General features: G+C 68.7%; 9 protein-coding genes. 8 read left to right on the top strand and 1 reads right to left on the bottom strand.

The window, feature by feature from the left end:
- Window position 1 precedes the first annotated feature (1 nt).
- The 7 genes from ABT313_RS03850 (at window position 2) to ABT313_RS03820 (ending at window position 14,828) form a co-directional block, all read left to right on the top strand.
- Window positions 2-910 carry an FAD:protein FMN transferase gene (locus tag ABT313_RS03850; protein ID WP_350848342.1) on the top strand — a complete coding sequence of 303 codons (909 nt, stop codon included), beginning with the start codon at window positions 2-4 and terminating at the stop codon, window positions 908-910.
- A complete protein-coding gene (locus ABT313_RS03845; protein WP_350848340.1) occupies window positions 910-1,461 on the top strand; it encodes a hypothetical protein in 552 nt (183 codons plus the stop codon). Before ABT313_RS03850 ends, ABT313_RS03845 begins: the two co-directional genes overlap by 1 nt.
- A complete protein-coding gene (locus ABT313_RS03840; RefSeq protein ID WP_350848338.1) occupies window positions 1,458-2,657 on the top strand; it encodes an NADH-ubiquinone oxidoreductase-F iron-sulfur binding region domain-containing protein in 1,200 nt (399 codons plus the stop codon). Before ABT313_RS03845 ends, ABT313_RS03840 begins: the two co-directional genes overlap by 4 nt.
- Window positions 2,654-2,851, top strand: coding sequence for a ferredoxin (locus tag ABT313_RS03835; RefSeq protein WP_130444735.1), 198 nt, complete (start codon window positions 2,654-2,656; stop codon window positions 2,849-2,851). The genes ABT313_RS03840 and ABT313_RS03835 overlap by 4 nt, the downstream gene beginning before the upstream one ends.
- A 115-nt stretch (window positions 2,852-2,966) precedes the next feature.
- Complete coding sequence (locus ABT313_RS03830; protein ID WP_350848336.1) at window positions 2,967-7,829, top strand: NAD-glutamate dehydrogenase; 4,863 nt, start codon at window positions 2,967-2,969, stop codon at window positions 7,827-7,829.
- Window positions 7,830-7,926: 97 nt separating this feature from the next.
- Window positions 7,927-14,244, top strand: a complete 6,318-nt coding sequence (locus tag ABT313_RS03825) for an RHS repeat-associated core domain-containing protein (RefSeq protein ID WP_350848334.1) — start codon at window positions 7,927-7,929, stop codon at window positions 14,242-14,244.
- A 5-nt stretch (window positions 14,245-14,249) separates the two neighbouring features.
- Complete coding sequence (locus tag ABT313_RS03820) at window positions 14,250-14,828, top strand: DUF416 family protein (RefSeq protein WP_350848332.1); 579 nt, start codon at window positions 14,250-14,252, stop codon at window positions 14,826-14,828.
- Here ABT313_RS03820 and ABT313_RS03815 read toward each other — a convergent pair.
- Entirely contained in the window at window positions 14,825-15,562 is a 738-nt protein-coding gene (locus ABT313_RS03815) for a GntR family transcriptional regulator (RefSeq protein WP_350848330.1), read from the bottom strand. The genes ABT313_RS03820 and ABT313_RS03815 overlap by 4 nt on opposite strands.
- A 254-nt stretch (window positions 15,563-15,816) precedes the next feature.
- Here ABT313_RS03815 and ABT313_RS03810 point away from each other — a divergent pair, with 254 nt between their 5' ends.
- On the top strand, window positions 15,817-16,803 hold the full coding sequence (locus tag ABT313_RS03810; protein WP_350848329.1) for a Gfo/Idh/MocA family protein: 987 nt from the start codon (window positions 15,817-15,819) through the stop codon (window positions 16,801-16,803).
- Window positions 16,804-16,810 lie beyond the last annotated feature (7 nt).

Raw genomic sequence — 16,810 nt, 5'->3', positions numbered from 1 at the left:
CATGACCGCCTCCCGGACCTGGACCGCATGGAGTTGCACGGTCCGGCTGACCGTCGACGACCCCGCCGTACTGGGGGCGGCCTGCGGTGAGCTGAAGACGCTGATGGACCGCGTCGACAAGGCCGCCAGCCGCTTCCGCCCGGACTCCGAGCTGTCGGCCGTCAACACCCGCGCCGGCGCGCTCGTACCGGTGTCCCGCCTGCTGGTCGACCTCGTCGACGTCAGCCTGGTGGCAGCCCAGATGAGCGGCGGCGCAGTCGACCCGACCGTCGGCGCGGCCGTGATCGCGGCCGGGTACGACGCCGACATCGAGACCGTACGGCGCCGCTTCCCGCAAGCACCGCTTGACCCGAAGCCGGTCGCGGGCTGGCAGGAGGTCCGCCTCAACCGCAAGCTCGCACTGCTCGGCGTACCCAAGGACTGCGCGCTCGACCTGGGTGCGACGGCCAAGGCCTGGACCGCCGACCGCGCCGCCAACGTCATCAGCAAGCGCTATGGCTGCGCCGTGCTCGTAGAGATCGGCGGTGACCTCCGAGCCGCTGGTACGCCGACCAAGCCGTGGGTCATAACCGTCGCCGAGCGCGCCGGTGAGGAGGGCGTCCTCGTCACGCTCGCCCACGGCGGCCTGACCACGTCGACCCGCACGGTACGGCGTTGGCAGACCCCCACCGGCTACAACCACCACGTCATCGACCCGCGCACCGGACTGCCCGCGGCAGGCTCCTACCGAACCGCATCCATCTGGGCTCCGACCGCCGTACGTGCGAACACGTTCAGTACTGCGCTTGTCGCCACCGGGGACGCAGCGCTCGGTCGACTGAAGCTGGCTGGTCACCCGGCCCGGCTGGTAGCCGCGGACGGTGAGGTCACCGAGCTGTCGGGCTGGCCGACCGCAAGCAGGGCTGCCTGATGACGCTGTGGTATCTGGCCCGCGCCGCCGGCGTGGTCACCATGGTCATGTTCACGCTGTCGGCCGTCCTCGGCATGGTCATGCCGAACGTACGCCGACCCGAGCGCCGGTTCTGGCTGCAGTACGTGCACCGCTCGGCCGCAGTGACCGGTCTGGTCCTGCTGGCGACCCATGTCATCGCAGTCATCGCTGACAGCTACGTTGCGATCAGTCCGACCGTCCTGGTGTGGCCGTTCGCCTCCGGCTATCGGCCGTTCGCCATGGTCGTCGGCGTACTTGCTCTCTACAGCCTCGTACTGGCGTCCCTCGTCGGAGCAGCCCGTGGTCGATTGGCCGCGTCCGCGACGTTCACAAAGTACTGGCGCAAGCTCCACATTGCAGCGTCGGTCGGCTGGCTGCTGTCGATAGGGCACGCACTGCTCGCCGGCACAGACCGCAGTACGCCGTGGATGCTCGCGATCACGATCGGCTGCCTCGCTGCAGTCGCCACTGCGGGGGTGTACCGCCTCAACGCCGCCCCGAGACTCACCCGTGCCTGGAGGACCCAATGATCACCGTCGACGACACCCGGGTCATCGGTGAGGCCAGAGTCCTCGCCGGACTCGACCAGGGCCGCCTGGACCTGCAGCGTCATCTCCTGACGCACGGGAACATGCCTGGGCTGACCCGAGAGCAGTACACCAAGCTATGTGAAGCGGTAGGACTCAGAGGGCGCGGTGGAGCAGCGTTCCCGGTCGCACTGAAGCTGCAGGACCTGCCAGCCCGCGGAGTGGAAGCTGTAGTAGTCAACGGCTCAGAGAGCGAGCCGGTCAGCCGCAAGGACCGCCTGCTCCTCACGCAGTCGCCGCACCTCGTCCTGGACGGCGCAGTCGGCCTGGCGCACGCACTGGGTGCACCACACGTGCTCATCGCCGTACACGACCCGGCTGCTGCCACCTCGATCCGTGAGGCGCTGATGGAGCGTGACGACCGGCTCGCGATCGACGTACAGGAGACTCCGGGCCGGTTCGTCGCAGGAGAGGCCCGCGCCGTGCTGAGCGCGCTGGAGGGAGGCAGCGCCGTACCGCCTGGTCGGAGGGTGCTGCCGACACGCAAGGGGTACCACCGGCGCCCGACCTTCCTGTCCAACGTCGAGACCTTCGCCCAGCTCGCCTTACTCGCACGACTCGGCTCCCGCGGCTTCAGTAGCACCGGACTCATCAGTGAGCCCGGCACGCAGCTGCTGACGATCGACGGCGCCGTACGACGGCCCGGTGTGATCGAGACACCGACCGGTATCCCGCTCGACACAGTCCTGCAGTACGCCGGCGCACAAGCCGGTCCCGTGCTACTAGGCGGCTACCACGGCCGCTGGCTGCAGCAGACCGAGGGCGTGACGCTGCAGCGACCAGAGGTGTCCGCGGGCATCATCCTGGCGCTTGGATCCGACACCTGCCCGCTCGGCGAGATCACCCGTGTCACCCAGTGGCTGTCCAGTCAGTCAGCCGGCCAGTGCGGCCCTTGCGTCTTCGGACTGGCAGCACTGGTCGACGACTTCGCCCGGCTGACGGTCGGGGATCCGCAGGGCTGGCACGACGCGCACCGGCATCTCGGTCTGGTTCCAGGGCGAGGAGCCTGTGCGCACCCGGACGGTACTGCGAGATTCCTCACGTCCGCGCTCGAGGTGTTCGACGACGACGTACAGCATCACCTCACCGGTCAGGGCTGCGGCCGGCCGGTTCTGGGAGTCCTCGGAGGTACCCGATGAACAAGCTCGAGATCGACTGGACCAGGTGCGACGGGCACGGCCTCTGCGCAGGTCTGGTGCCTGATGACATCCTGCTCGACGAGTGGGGATTCCCGGTTCTGCGAGGCCGCGAAATCACCGCCGGTGAGCTGTCGGACGCGCGCCGCGCAGTCCTCGCATGTCCCGCTCTTGCCTTGCGCCTCAACAATCGCTGACAGCTCCGTCCCGACACCACACCAGTGACAAAGGTGGACTAATCTCTGAGTGACCGCACAATGTCGTGCGGTCCGGCGAGACCGACGCCGACGTCACGTGTGGAGACGGTGGGGAATGCAGAGCAAGCTGGACGTCCAGAAGGCAGATGTGCTCGCCAAGGCGGTGGCCGCGGGCACCCATGGGCACGACAAACTCGTCGACCCGGGCAAGCTGAGGACGTTCCTCGAGCAGTACTACCGGCACGTCGCCGCCGAGGACGTCGCCGAGCGCCAGCCGAACGACTGCCTGGGCGCCGCGCGGCACCACTACAAGTCCGCGATGAGCCGCCCGCAGGGTACGGCAAAGGTCCACGTCTTCACCCCGACCGTCGACGAGCACGGCTGGTCCGCGAGTGGCCGGACGGTCGTCGAGATCGTCATCGACGACATGCCGTTCCTGGTCGACAGCGCCTCGATGGCGATCACCGAGCACAACCTCGAGCTCCAGTTGCTGATCCACCCGCAGTTCGTCGTCCGCCGTGACGTCGCCGGCACGCTGCAGGAGGTGCTGGACGACAGCGCCGCCGCGGACGGGCACGACCTGGTCCGCGAGAGCTGGATGCACCTGGAGATCGAGCGGATCGCCGACGTCGCCGAGCACCGCGCCCTCGAGCAGGCGCTGCAGAAGGTGCTCAACGACGTCCGCGAGGCGGTCGAGGACTGGCCGAAGATGCACGAGAAGGCGGTCAGCATCGCCGCCGGGCTCACCGCCGACGAGCTGCCGGTCTCCGAGAGCGAGGTGGAGGAGGCCCGCGAGCTGCTGGAGTGGCTGGCCGACGAGCACTTCACCTTCCTCGGCTACCGCGAGTACGACTTCACCATGGAAGGCCGGCAGGGCATCCTGCGCGGCCGCGCCGGGACGGGCCTGGGCATCCTCCGGCCGGACCCGAAACCGGGCTCCGGCAAGCTGCCGCCCGAGGTGAGCGCCAAGGCGCAGGAGCGCAAGCTGCTGATCCTCACCAAGGCCAACTCACGCTCCACCGTGCACCGGTCGACCTACCTCGACTACGTCGGCATCAAGCAGTTCGACGAGAACGGCGAGCCGGTCCGGGAGTGCCGGTTCATCGGTCTGCTCTCCTCGACGGCATACACCGAGAGCGTCATGCAGGTGCCCGTACTGCGACGCAAGGCGCTCGAGCTGTTCCGCCTGACCGGCTTCGACCCGAACAGCCACAGCGGCAAGGGCCTCCTCGACGTACTGGAGACGTACCCGCGCGACGAGCTGCTGCAGGCCCCGGTGGAGGATCTGCTGCCGATCGTGCAGTCGGTGCTGCACCTGCAGGAGCGGCGCGCGGTCAAGCTGTTCGTACGGCGTGACGTCTACAACCGCTACCTGTCCTGCCTGGTGTACCTGCCGCGTGACCGCTACACCACTGCGGTCCGGCTGAAGATGCAGCAGATCCTGAAGGACGCCATCGGCGCGGAGAGCGTCACCTACGCCGCCTACGTCACCGAGTCCGTGCTGGCCCGCGTGCACTTCGTGGTCCGGATGAAGCAGGGCGAGACCGTCGGGGAGTACGACGCGGACCTGCTCGAGCAGCAGGTGATCGACGCGACTCGTGCGTGGGCCGACGACTTCACCGCCGCGCTGCACGCACAGGGCGGCGACGGCGCGGTCACCAAGCTGTCCCGCCGGTACGCCCAGGCGTTCCCGGAGGCGTACAAGGAGGACTTCGACGCGCGCGTCGCGGTCAACGACGTACACGTCCTCGAGAGCCTGCCGGCCGAGGACGGGCTGGCCATGTCGCTCTACAACCCGATCGACGAGGAGTGGGAAGGCGAGCGACGCTTCAAGGTCTTCCGGCGAGGTACGGCGCTGTCGCTGTCGCAGGTGCTGCCGCATCTGAGCGCGATGGGTGTCGAGGTGATCGACGAGCGGCCGTACGAGATCCGCTGCGACGACGGCACGATGGCCTACATCTACGACTTCGGCCTGAAGGCGCCCGAGGACACCGAGGAGCGCGAGGAACTGCGCAAGCAGTTCTCCGACACGTTCCAGGCCGTCTGGGACGGCCGGGCCGAGTCCGACAAGCTGAACGCGCTGGTGCTGCGCGGCAACCTCAGTTGGCGGCAGGTGTCGATCCTGCGCGCGTACCAGCGCTACATCCGCCAGGGCGGCACGCCGTTCAGCCAGGACTACATCGAGAACACCTTCCTGAACCACGTCGACCTGGCCGGGCTGCTCGTGCAGTTGTTCGAGACCAGCTTCGACCCGGCCCGCGGTCCGGCCGACGACCCCGACCGTGTGATGCAGATAGACCAGCTGGAGAAGGAGATCCTGGCCGCGCTGGACACGGTGCAGAGCCTGGACGAGGACCGCATCCTGCGGTCGTACCTGACCGTCATGAAGGCGACCCTGCGGACCAACTTCTTCCAGCCGGGTCCGGACGGACAGCCGCGGTCGTACCTGTCGCTGAAGCTCGAGCCGAAGGCGATCCCGGATCTGCCGCAGCCGCGGCCGAAGTACGAGATCTTCGTGTACTCGCCGAAGGTCGAGGGTGTGCACCTGCGGTTCGGGGCGGTCGCGCGCGGCGGTCTGCGCTGGTCGGACCGGCGGGAGGACTTCCGCACCGAGGTGCTCGGCCTGGTCAAGGCGCAGATGGTGAAGAACTCGGTGATCGTGCCGGTCGGCGCGAAGGGCGGGTTCTACGCCAAGCAGCTGCCCGATCCGTCCGTCGACCGGGACGCGTGGCTGGCCGAGGGCATCGCGTCGTACCAGACGTTCATCTCCGGGTTGCTGGACATCACCGACAACATCGTTGCCGGTGGCATCGTTCCGCCGCGCGACGTGGTCCGGTACGACGGTGACGACGCCTACCTGGTCGTTGCCGCGGACAAGGGCACGGCGACGTTCTCCGACATCGCGAACGGGGTCGCGAAGGAGTACGGCTTCTGGCTGGGCGACGCGTTCGCGTCCGGCGGCTCGGTCGGCTACGACCACAAAGCGATGGGCATCACCGCCCGCGGCGCGTGGGAGTCGGTCAAGCGGCACTTCCGCGAGATGGGTCACGACTGCCAGCACGAGGACTTCACCGTCGTCGGCGTCGGCGACATGTCCGGTGATGTGTTCGGCAACGGGATGCTGCTGTCCGAGCACATCCGGCTGGTCGCGGCGTTCGACCACCGGCACATCTTCCTCGACCCGGCGCCCGACGCGGCCTCGTCGTTCGCCGAGCGGCGGCGGCTGTTCGACCTACCGCGGTCGTCCTGGGCGGACTACGACGCGTCGCTGATCTCCACCGGCGGCGGGGTCTTCCCGCGGACCGAGAAGGCGATCCCGATCTCGGCCGAGGTCCGTGACGCGCTCGGCATCGACGCCGGGGTGACCAAGCTGACCCCGGCCGAGCTGATGAACGCGATCCTGAAGGCGCCGGTCGACCTGTTCTGGAACGGCGGTATCGGCACGTACGTGAAGTCGTCGGGCGAGTCGAACGCCGATGTCGGCGACAAGGCCAACGACGCGATCCGGGTGAACGGCTCGGACCTGCGGGCCCGCGCGGTCGGCGAGGGCGGCAACCTCGGCTGCACCCAGCTCGGCCGGATCGAGTACGCCGCGGCCGGCGGCCGGATCAACACCGACTTCATCGACAACGTGGCCGGCGTGGACACCTCCGACCACGAGGTCAACATCAAGATCCTGCTGGACAAGGTGGTTGCCGACGGCGACCTGACCGAGAAGCAGCGCAACGACATCATCGCGTCGATGACCGACGAGGTCGGCGCGCTGGTGCTGAAGAGCAACTACCGGCAGAACATCGCGCTGGCGAACGCGACCGAGCAGGCGCCGGCGCTGCTGCACGTCCACCAGGACTGGGTCCGGCGGCTCGAGCGGCAGGGTCTGCTCGACCGCGAGTTGGAGTTCCTGCCGAGCGTGACGGAGTTCAAGCGGCGCAAGGCCGAGGGCCGCGGGCTGACGTCGCCGGAGCTGTCGGTGCTGATCGCGTACACCAAGATCGTGATGGAAGCCGAGCTGCTCAAGACCACGCTGCCGGACGACCCGTTCCTCAAGCACAAGCTCGCCAGCTACTTCCCGAAGGCGATGCAGGAGCGGTTCGGCGAGCAGATCCAGAGCCACCAGCTGCGGCGCGAGATCATCACCACGCAGGTCGTCAACGAGTTCGTGAACACCTCGGGCATCACGGCGTACCACCGGCTGTCGCTGGAGACCGGCGGTACGGTCGAGGACGTCGTCCGCGCGAACCTCGCGGCCAGCCGGATCTTCTCGCAACCGGAGCTCCTGTCGCGCAACTCCGAGCTGGACAACGTCGTCGGCGCCGACACCCAGACCCACATGCGGCTGGAGACCCGGACGCTGGTCGAGCGCGCGACGCGCTGGCTGGTCAGCAACCGGCGGCCACCGGTCGACATCGAGGAGCTCATCGAGTTCTTCGGTCCGGGGATCGCGAAGCTGACGGCGGCGTTGCCCGACGTACTGCGGGGCCGGGAGCTGGCGCTGTTCGAGCAGCGCCGGGAAAGCCTTGTGCAGAAGGGGGTTGCGGACGACTTCGCGACCCGGATCGCGGTGCTGCCCCCGGCGTACGCCGGACTCGGCATCGTCGAGACCGCGTCCCGCGACGACATCGACATCCTCGAGGTCGCCAAGGTCCACTTCGCGCTGGGTGAGCGGCTGCAGCTCGGTCGCTTCCTGGAGCGGATCATCGGCCTGCCGCGCACCGACCGCTGGCAGACGATGGCCCGGGCCGCGCTCCGCGACGACCTGCACGCCGTCCACTCGCGCCTGACCCGCCAGGTCCTGGCCACCACCGACGCCTCGGCCGACCCCGAGGACCGGGTCATCACCTGGCAGGACCAGAACGCGGTCGCCCTGTCGCGCGCCTCCTCGATGCTCGAGGAGATCGTCGAGACCGACGGCCCCGAACTGGCCCAACTCTCGGTCGGCCTCCGCCTCGTCCGGACCCTCATTGCCAATCAGGCCTAGACGGGTATTGACAGGACGGTAACTCTTCGGAGAGGTTGGGTCACGTCGCGTTTACGCCCGAACGCGACGTGACGCCAACACTCTGGGGGAGTGAGGCATGGGTTCGTCCCGCCCGAGATCCATCACTGCAGGTGTCGTTGCACTGGCCGTACTGATCGGCGGACTACATGCTCCGCCGGCATCGGCGGCCGATCCGAAGAAACCGAAGGCGGTCTCGGCCGAGGACTCGGTCGTCTCCGTTCCGGACAGATCGGTTCCGTTGCAACTCGATCCGTCCACCGCCGGCACCGCCAGACCGCAAGCGACACCGTCGAAGGTCGTCTGGCCCGCCGCCGGCACCACAACAGTCACACTCTCCGGCTCCAGCAGCTCTCGTAGCGCTGGAGCCGTTGCCTTGCAGCCGGTGTCCGGCGGTCCCGAGCAGGTGACCGTCGCGACCTATGACCACAAGGTCGCCGAGAAGCTCGGCGGCCACGGCGTCGCGCTGAAACTGACCCGCGCCGACGGCAGCCGCCGCTCCGCACCGGTCGGGGTCGCCGTCGACGTCGGCGGCTTCGCCGGCGCGTACGGCGGGAACTTCGAGTCCCGCCTGCGCCTGATCGCCAAGCCCGCTTGCGCATTGACCACCCCGAGCTCGGCCGCGTGCAACAAGTCGCAGCCGGTCGTGAGCAAGATCAACCTGGTCACCCACAAGCTCACTGCGACGCTGCCGGTGGCACAGCAAGGCCTGGTGTACGTCGTGGCCGCCGCGCCCAACGGCGAGACCGGCTCGTACACCGCGACCAAGCTCGCCTCGTCGAGCAAGTGGTCGGTCGGTCTGCAGTCCGGTGACTTCAACTGGAGCTATCCGATCCCGAAGGTCGCCGCGGTCTCCGGCAACGCGCCGGACCTGGACCTGTCGTACTCGTCGCAGGCGGTCGACGGTCTGACCGCCGCCGAGAACGCCCAGCCCGGCTGGACCGGTCTCGGCTGGAGCCTCGAGACGCCGTACCTGGAACGCCGGTACAACGGCTGCTCGGACGACGGCGGTGACACCGGCGACCTGTGCTGGGCCGGCGACCAGTTGATGCTGTCGCTCCAAGGCACGTCGTCCGAGCTGGTCAAGGACAAGGCGGCCGGCGGCGACGTGTGGCGGGCCAAGCAGGATCCGGGCTGGCGGATCGAGCGCAAGAAGGACGCCGACAACGGCGACAACGACGGTGAGTACTGGACGGTCCAGACGCCGCAGGGGATGACGTTCACGTTCGGCCGCGGTAAGCAGGCGACCACCGGTGCGGCGACCAACTCGGTCTTCACCGTCCCGGTCTTCGGCGACGACGACGGCGAGCCGTGTCACAAGGGCAGCGTCGAGGACTCCTGGTGCACGCAGGCCTGGCGCTGGAACCTCGACGGCGTGGTCGATGCCCACGGCAACAGCACGACGTACTTCTACGACGTCGAGAAGAACAAGTACGCCCGCAACGGCGAGTCCGGCAAGTCGACGGAGTACATCCGCGGCGGCCACATCCGCGACATCGTCTACTCCCAGCGCAGCGGCGACGAGGGTACGACGGCGCCCGCGCGCCTGCACTTCGACACCGACCTGCGTTGCACCGAGGAGAACGGCGGATCGGGCAGCTGCCCGGCCTTCGACAAGGACCATGCGTCGTCGTATCCCGACGTACCGATGGACCAGGTCTGCACCGGCAGTTGCACGGGTGACGAGCAGAAGTCGCCGAGCTTCTTCACCAACGTCCTGCTCCGCTCGGTCACCGCGCAACGCAACGACGGCACGAACTTCGTCGATGTCGACCGGGTCAACTTCACGTACTCGTTCCCGAAGCCCTCGGACGGCACGAGTGCGTCGCTGTGGCTGGAGAAGTTCCAGCAGGTCGGCCTCGGCGGGTCCGGGACGGAGTCGCTGCCACCGGTCGTGATCGCCGGTCGCGAGTCGCCGAACCGGGTCGACGCCGCGCCCGACAGCGGAGTGCCGAAGCTGGAGAAGCTCCGGGTCACCACGGTCACCGACGAGCTCGGACGCCGGGTCGAGGTCGACTACGGTCAGCCGGACGGCTGCACGATCGACAACTTCCCCGAGGGGCACGCCGATACCAACACCCAGACCTGCTACCCGGCTTGGCGTTCGAACGGCGACAGCTCCGGCTTCGGCTGGTGGCACCGGTACCTGGTCAGCAAGGTCACTGTGGTCGACCAGGCCGGCGGTGCGCCGCCGCAGGTGAACGAGTACCGCTACCGCGGCAAGCCGTCCTGGCACTACGACGATGACGACGTCACGCCCGCCAAGCGGAAGACCTGGAGCGACTGGCGCGGGTACGGCTCGGTGGACGTGGTCAAGCTGTCCCAGGCCGCGAAGCCGCTGGAGATCACCCGCAGCCTGTTCTTCCAGGGCATGGATGGCGACCGACTTGCGGACGGCGGCAAGAAGTCCGTCAACGTGGTCGACTCCACCGGCGGATCGGTGAAGGACCTGCCGTGGCTGCGCGGGAAGGACCGCGAGACCCAGCAGTTCCAGCTCGACGCGTCCGGCAACCCGACGTACGAGCTGGGCGGTTCGCTGCACAGCTATGTCTCCGCGCACACGACCCCGCTCGACCCGGGGAAGACGAACGAGGACGACGACGCGCACCTCGTGGTCGAGAGCGATTCGGTCAAGCGGGAGACCGTCGTACCCGAGTCGGGCGACGCCCGCAGTACACGGACGACGACGATGACCACGACGTACGACGACTACGGCCAGGCTGTGGCCGTAGCCGACACCGCCGGCAACGACGTCCGCTGCACGAAGACCAGCTATGCCCGCGACGACGCGACGATCGCCGACTGGATGCTCGCGTTCCCGTACCGGATCCGCACGTACGAAGGCAGCTGCTCGGCGCCGAAGAGCCTGATCTCGGCGAAGGACCAGTACTACGACGGCTCCGACACCGTCGGCGGACCGGTTGCCAAGGGCGACGTCTCCAAGACCGTCGCCGCGGTCACGGCGACCGGCACCGACACCATCACCAAGTCCACCACGACGTCGGCCACGTTCGACGCGTACGGCCGGACGCTGACCGAAACCGACGCCAACGGTCACACCTCGAAGACCGCCTACACGCCGGCCACCGGCCGTCCGGACACCATCACCGAGACCAACCCCTTGGGCCAGGTCGAGGTCACCACGATGGAGCCCGACCGCCAGCAACCGGTGACGGTCAAGGACGCCAACAACCAGATCACGACGGAGACGTACGACGCCGTCGGCCGGCTCGCCACCGTGCGCCTGCCCGGCCAGGCCGCCGATGCACCGCCCGCGAAGGTGTTCAGCTATCGGCTCGACCCGGACCACAAGCTGCCGCCGCTGGTGACCAGCAAGCAGTTGCAGTCCGGTACGACGTACGTGACGACCTGGTCCTTCCTGGACTCGACCGGACGTCAACGCCAGGCCCAAGAGGTCTCGCCGGCGTCAACCGGCGACAAGCCGAAGACAGTCGTCACCGACACCCGGTACGACGAGGCCGGCCATGTCGCGGCGGAAACCCTTCCGGTGGTCGTGGACGCGGCCGCGGGTAGTGCGCTGCAGGCGATCCCGGCCGACCAGGTGATCGAGACGCGGCACAGCTACGACGCGCTCGGCCGGGACACCAGGGCCGCGCACGTTGCCCAGGGCAAGGAGCTGTGGGCGGCCACGACGGCGTACTTCGGGGACCACACCCGGGCCACGCCGCCGCCAGGTGGAGTGGTGAAGACGTCGTGGACCGACGTCCGCGGTCGTACGGTCAAGACCGAGGACGGCGCCGGTGCCGGGATCGCGGCGACGACGTACACCTACTATCCGTCCGGGCAGGTCGCGAGTACGACGGACCCGGGCGGGCACAGGTCGACGTTCGGCTACGACCTGCTGAACCGCAGGACCGATGCGGTCGACCCGGACGCGGGCCGGAGCCGGACGCAGTACGACGACGCCGGCAACGTGATCGCGAGCTGGGACGCCAAGACGCTGGCGTCGGGGCAGCCCGGGCCGACGACCTCCACGCAGTACGACGCCGTCAATCGTCCGACCGCCCGGTACGACGGCCCGGCCGGCACCGGCGAGAAGGTCGCGGCGTGGACGTACGACTCGACCGATATCCCGAACGGCATCGGGCGTAGTACCGCGCAGACGACGTACTGGAACGGGAAGGCGTTCACTCGCGCCGCGACCGGGTACGACGCACGCGGCCGGATCACCGGTCGCACGTGGACGTTCCCGCAGGGCGTGGGCGGTCTGCTGCACGGCTCGTCGTACACGATGAACTACGGGTACGACGAGGCCGGGCACCAGGTGTCGACGACCTACCTGGACCCGGTGCTCGGTGCGCCGAAGGAGACGATCACCTCCGCGTACGACGACCTGGGCAACCCGGACACGCTGTCCGGTGAGCTGACCGATCCGCTGACCGGGAACACCAGCACCGATCCCTACATCAGCTCGACCGGTTACGCGGCCGACGGCAAGCTGGCCGGCCGGGAGTACGCGAATGCGCACCACTCCCTCAAGCGCGCCTACGCCTACGAGCCGCAGACCCAGCGGCTGTCCCGGATCCAGACGCTCGTGGGCGACCCGCTCACCGGCGACGAGAAGGCCGAACAGGACGACACCTACAGCTGGGATCCGGCCGGCAACATCCAGCAGATCAAGGACGTCACCGGACCGAAGCCGGTGGCGACCTGCTACGGCTACGACGGTCTCAACCGGCTTGACCACAGCTGGACGACGTACCAGACCGACTGCTCGGACGGCTCCTCGGAGACCGTCCACGACGGCCCGGCCGGGTACAACCAGTCCTGGACCTACTCGCCCGACGGGAACCTCACGTCGGAGACCACGTTCGGGGTCACGGAGAACTACACGTACGGCGATGCCGCGCATCCGCACGCGGTGACCAAGGCCGGTGCGGCCGCGTTCAAGTACGACGCGAACGGCGCCATGGTCGAGCGGCCCGGACTGCTGGGCGGGCTGATCCCGACCAGGCTCGACTGGAACGCGCAGCAGCGGCTGGAGTCCGAGACCAGCACGCTGGTGAGCCAGACGCAGTTCGTGTACCTGCCGGACGGCACCCGGATGGCCCGGGTCGACCCCCTCGGGGTGGCGGCCACGCTGTACATCGACGGCGAGGAGATCACGATCGTCGCCGGCGTGCTCAAGGCGGCGACCCGGTTCTACCAGCAGGACGGCGTGCCGGTCGCGGTTCGGCTGACGCTGGGGAACGTGGTCTGGCAGCTCAACGACCAGCAGGGATCGGCGCAGGTCTCGGTTGCCGACGGCACCGGTGTGGCCGCGCGGACCTACTACACGCCGTACGGCGAGATCCGGAACCTGCTGCCCGCACTGCCGACCGAGCACGGCTTCCTCGGCAAGACGAAGGACCCGACCACCGGGCTCAACGCACTCGGGGCGCGGTACTACGACGCGCCGCTCGGCCGGTTCCTGTCGCCGGACCCGGCCAGCGACCTGTCGTCGGCCCAGTCGGCGAACCCGTACTCGTACGCGGCGAACAACCCGATCACCTATCTCGACCCGACCGGTCTGTGGAGCCTGTCCGGCGCCTGGGACGCGGTCAAGAGCGGGGTCAGCAAGGCGGTCGACTGGGTCGACGAACACAAGGGCCTGATCGCGAACGTTGCCGTCGGCATCGGTGTCGGCATCGCGATCGGCGCGGTCTGCGCGACCGGTGTCGGGTGTGTGATCGCGGCCGGTATCGCTGCCGGTGCGGCCGGCGCCGCGGCCGGGTACGGCGTCGATGTCGCGGAGGGGAAGAAGGACTTCTCCTGGGGTGGTTTGGCCACCGAGGTCGGTGTCGGTGCAGCCATCGGTGGGATCACGGCCGGCATCGGGGCCGGGGTTGGCGCGGGGTTCCGTGCGCTGGCGAACAACACCGCGGGCAAAGCCGTGACGGCTGCGGCAGGCAAGGCCGGTGTTGCCGAGTCCAATGCGGTCAGGTCCGCGGAGGCCAAGGCGGTCAGCTCGGGTGCGGCGAAGACCGGCGGCGGGAAGGTCGCCGAGTCGGCGAAGTCCGCGGCGGACACCGGCCGGCTGACCGGACGTGCCGACCAGCTCAAGGATGCGCTGAAGCTCAAGAGCGGGGCCCCGGACACGATCGCGCAGAAGCAGCGGGTGGCCGCGGTCCTGGCCACGAAGGAGGGTAAGGATGTCCTTGCGGGTGGGGTGCGCGACCTGAATCCGGCGCAACGTGCGCTGGCCGGCGCGGACGACGTGCTGGGTAAGGATCCCGGTCTGCACGCGGAGACGACCGCGCTGAAGACCGCGGCCGAGGAAGGTCTGACGCCGGCGGCGATCGGCACTTCCAAGGACTTCTGCCCGGCCTGTCAGACCGCGTTGAAGGATGCCGGCGCGGTGATCACTGGTCCTCGGACCGCAGTATGGCCAGGATAGGTCGCATGCTTCGATACGACGACGAACAGTTGCTCCAAGCTCTGTCGGCTGCACCGAAGGCGGCGCAGGTCGCCTTCGGTGCGGCGAGCGCTGAGCGTCTGCAACCGCTGTACGTGTGGTTTCACGAGGTCTCGGGGCAGGGAGATCCGGCGACCTTGCGGGCCGCCCTGGATGCGGTCTGGGATCTTGTGCTGGGGCTGCCTGTGCTTGACGATCTCGAGCGCCTGCGGGATGTCGCGGAGTCGCTGGTGACCGATGACGAGGATGAGAGCTGGGTGGCGCAGACGGCGTACGCGCAGAATGCCGCGGCTGCGGTCGCGTACGCCGTGAGTTCCTGGATCAGCGGAGACCCGAGCGACGCCGTACTGGCCTCGAACCAGCTCTACGAGGCTGCTGACTACGCGGCGCAGCAGGAGGCCGACCTCAACGCACTGGGAGCCGAGGACGCGATCCTCGGCCACCCGGTCGTCCAGGCAGCCCTCGAAGGCATCAACGAGGACCTGCAAGGTGTCAGCCGACCGGGGCTGCTTCGCGACAATGCCAAGGCAGGTGGAGAGAAGCTGGCCCGCCTCATCCGTAACTAGCGCTCGGAGACCACGACGTCGACCGAGTAGTGGTCGGCGCGGTAGCAGTGGTTGCCGTACTCGATCGGGGAGCCGTCCGCGGCGTAGGCGGAGCGGGTCATGGTGACGAGCGGCTCGGCCTTGGACATGTGGAGGGTACGTCGTTCGTCCGCGGTGGCGTTGCGGGCGCCGATGCGCTGGCGGGCGACCGTCGGGCGGATGCCGCGGGCCCGGAGTACGGCGTACAGGCCTTCCTGCGTGAGTTGTTCGAGGGTGAGGTCGTTGAGGGCCGGGGGCAACCAGTTGCGCATGATCGCGAGCGGGACGTCGTCGGCGTACCGGAGGCGGACGATCGAGACCAGCGGCGTGCCGGACGGGAGCTCCAGGACCGTCGCGGCGCGGTCGTCCTGCGCTTCGCAGTCGAGGGACAGGACCTCGGTGCGCGGCGTACGGCCCTCGCGCTGGAGGTCCTCGTACAGGCTGGTCAGCTCGGCCTTGCGGTGCACCATCTGGCTCGCGACGGTGGTGCCGATGCCGCGTCGGCGGACCAGCAGGCCCTGATTGACCAGCTCGGCGATCGCGCGGCGCACCGTCGGCCGGGACAGACCTAGGCGGTCCGACATGGCGATCTCGTTTTCGAACGGGTCGCCCGGGCGGAGCGAGCCGTCGGTGATGGCGGACGTCAGCTGCTCGGCCAGTTGGTGGTAGAGCGGCACCGGGCTGGCCCGATCGATACTGACCGGAAGGGCAACCATGGCCGGATGTTACATGATGAAGGTATGTATGTCGTGACGTGAAAATGTGTTAACAAAGTGTTGACACTGCCGCCGCCCGCCGGGGAAGCTGACTGGGGCGCGCCGACGGGACCGGCCACGCCGAGCCGGGCTGGTCCGTGCTGGGCTGTTCGGGTTTGCTCCGGGCATGTTCCGGGCCGGGACGTGCCGGGTGTGCAGGGCTGGGTTGTTCTGGGCTGTTCTGGACTGTTCGGGCGAGCGGAGAGGTGACCGGGATGCGGATCGGGTTGGTCGGGGTCGGGCGGATCGGGGCGTTCCACGCCGCGACGCTCAAGGGTCTGCCGGCGGTGGATCAGGTGGTCGTCGCCGACGCGGACCCGGGCCGGGCGGAGCTGGTCGCGAAGGACCTCGGTCTGGAGTTCGCACCCGACGTCGACGCGCTGCTGGCGAGCGGTGTCGACGGCTTCGTGATCGCGGCCGCGACCTCCGCGCACGCTGCTCTGATCGAAGCCGGCATCGCGGCCGGCGTACCGACGTTCTGTGAGAAGCCGATCGCGCTCGACCTGGCCGAGACCGAGCGGGTGGTGGCGGTGGTCGAGGCGTCGACCGTGCCGGTACACATCGGTTTCCAGCGACGGTTCGACGCCGGGTACCAGGCGGCGCGGGAGGCGGTGCGGTCCGGCGAGCTGGGTTTCGTCCACCACATCAGGGCGAACACCAACGACGCGTTCCCGCCGCACCACGAGTACATCCCGCAGAGCGGCGGCTTCTTCCGCGACTGCACGGTCCACGACTTCGACATCCTCCGGTACGTCACCGGCCGCGAAGTTGTCAGCGTCTACGCGACCGGCGCGAACCGCGGCGAGGCCTTCTTCGGCGAGTACGGCGACGTGGACTCGGCCGCCGCGTTGCTCACCCTCGACGATGGCACGTTCGTCGCGGTCAGCGGGACGCGCTACAACGGCGCGGGGCACGACGTACGCATGGAGCTGCACGGCAGCCTCGGCTCGCTCGCTGTCGGCCTCGACTCGCACACCGCGCTGCGCTCGGCCGAACCCGGCGTCACCTTCCCTGACGGGCAGCCGCACATGACGTTCATGGACCGCTTCCAGCCCGCGTACGTCGCGGAGCTGACCGCGTTCACCGAGGTCGTCGCCGGTACCCGTTCAGTGCCGTGCACGGTGAGGGATGCACTCGCTGCCTTCCAGATCGCCGATGCCTGCGAACTGTCCCGCCACGAGAACCGCATCATCACGCTCTGAGGAGACC

The sequence above is a fragment of the Kribbella sp. NPDC000426 genome, from assembly GCF_040300265.1.
GTDB lineage: Bacteria > Actinomycetota > Actinomycetes > Propionibacteriales > Kribbellaceae > Kribbella.
Note: the sequence above shows the minus strand (reverse complement) of the source record. Positions and strands in the feature narration are given on the sequence as shown.

Bases quoted from the DNA above. Each gene is read 5' to 3' on its own strand.
- ABT313_RS03815 (WP_350848330.1), bottom strand. From the start codon at position 15,562: ATGGTTGCCCTTCCGGTCAGTATCGATCGGGCCAGCCCGGTGCCGCTC.
- ABT313_RS03820 (WP_350848332.1), top strand. From the start codon at position 14,250: ATGCTTCGATACGACGACGAACAGTTGCTCCAAGCTCTGTCGGCTGCA.
- ABT313_RS03835 (WP_130444735.1), top strand. From the start codon at position 2,654: ATGAACAAGCTCGAGATCGACTGGACCAGGTGCGACGGGCACGGCCTC.
- ABT313_RS03830 (WP_350848336.1), top strand. From the start codon at position 2,967: ATGCAGAGCAAGCTGGACGTCCAGAAGGCAGATGTGCTCGCCAAGGCG.
- ABT313_RS03825 (WP_350848334.1), top strand. From the start codon at position 7,927: ATGGGTTCGTCCCGCCCGAGATCCATCACTGCAGGTGTCGTTGCACTG.
- ABT313_RS03810 (WP_350848329.1), top strand. From the start codon at position 15,817: ATGCGGATCGGGTTGGTCGGGGTCGGGCGGATCGGGGCGTTCCACGCC.
- ABT313_RS03850 (WP_350848342.1), top strand. From the start codon at position 2: ATGACCGCCTCCCGGACCTGGACCGCATGGAGTTGCACGGTCCGGCTG.
- ABT313_RS03845 (WP_350848340.1), top strand. From the start codon at position 910: ATGACGCTGTGGTATCTGGCCCGCGCCGCCGGCGTGGTCACCATGGTC.
- ABT313_RS03840 (WP_350848338.1), top strand. From the start codon at position 1,458: ATGATCACCGTCGACGACACCCGGGTCATCGGTGAGGCCAGAGTCCTC.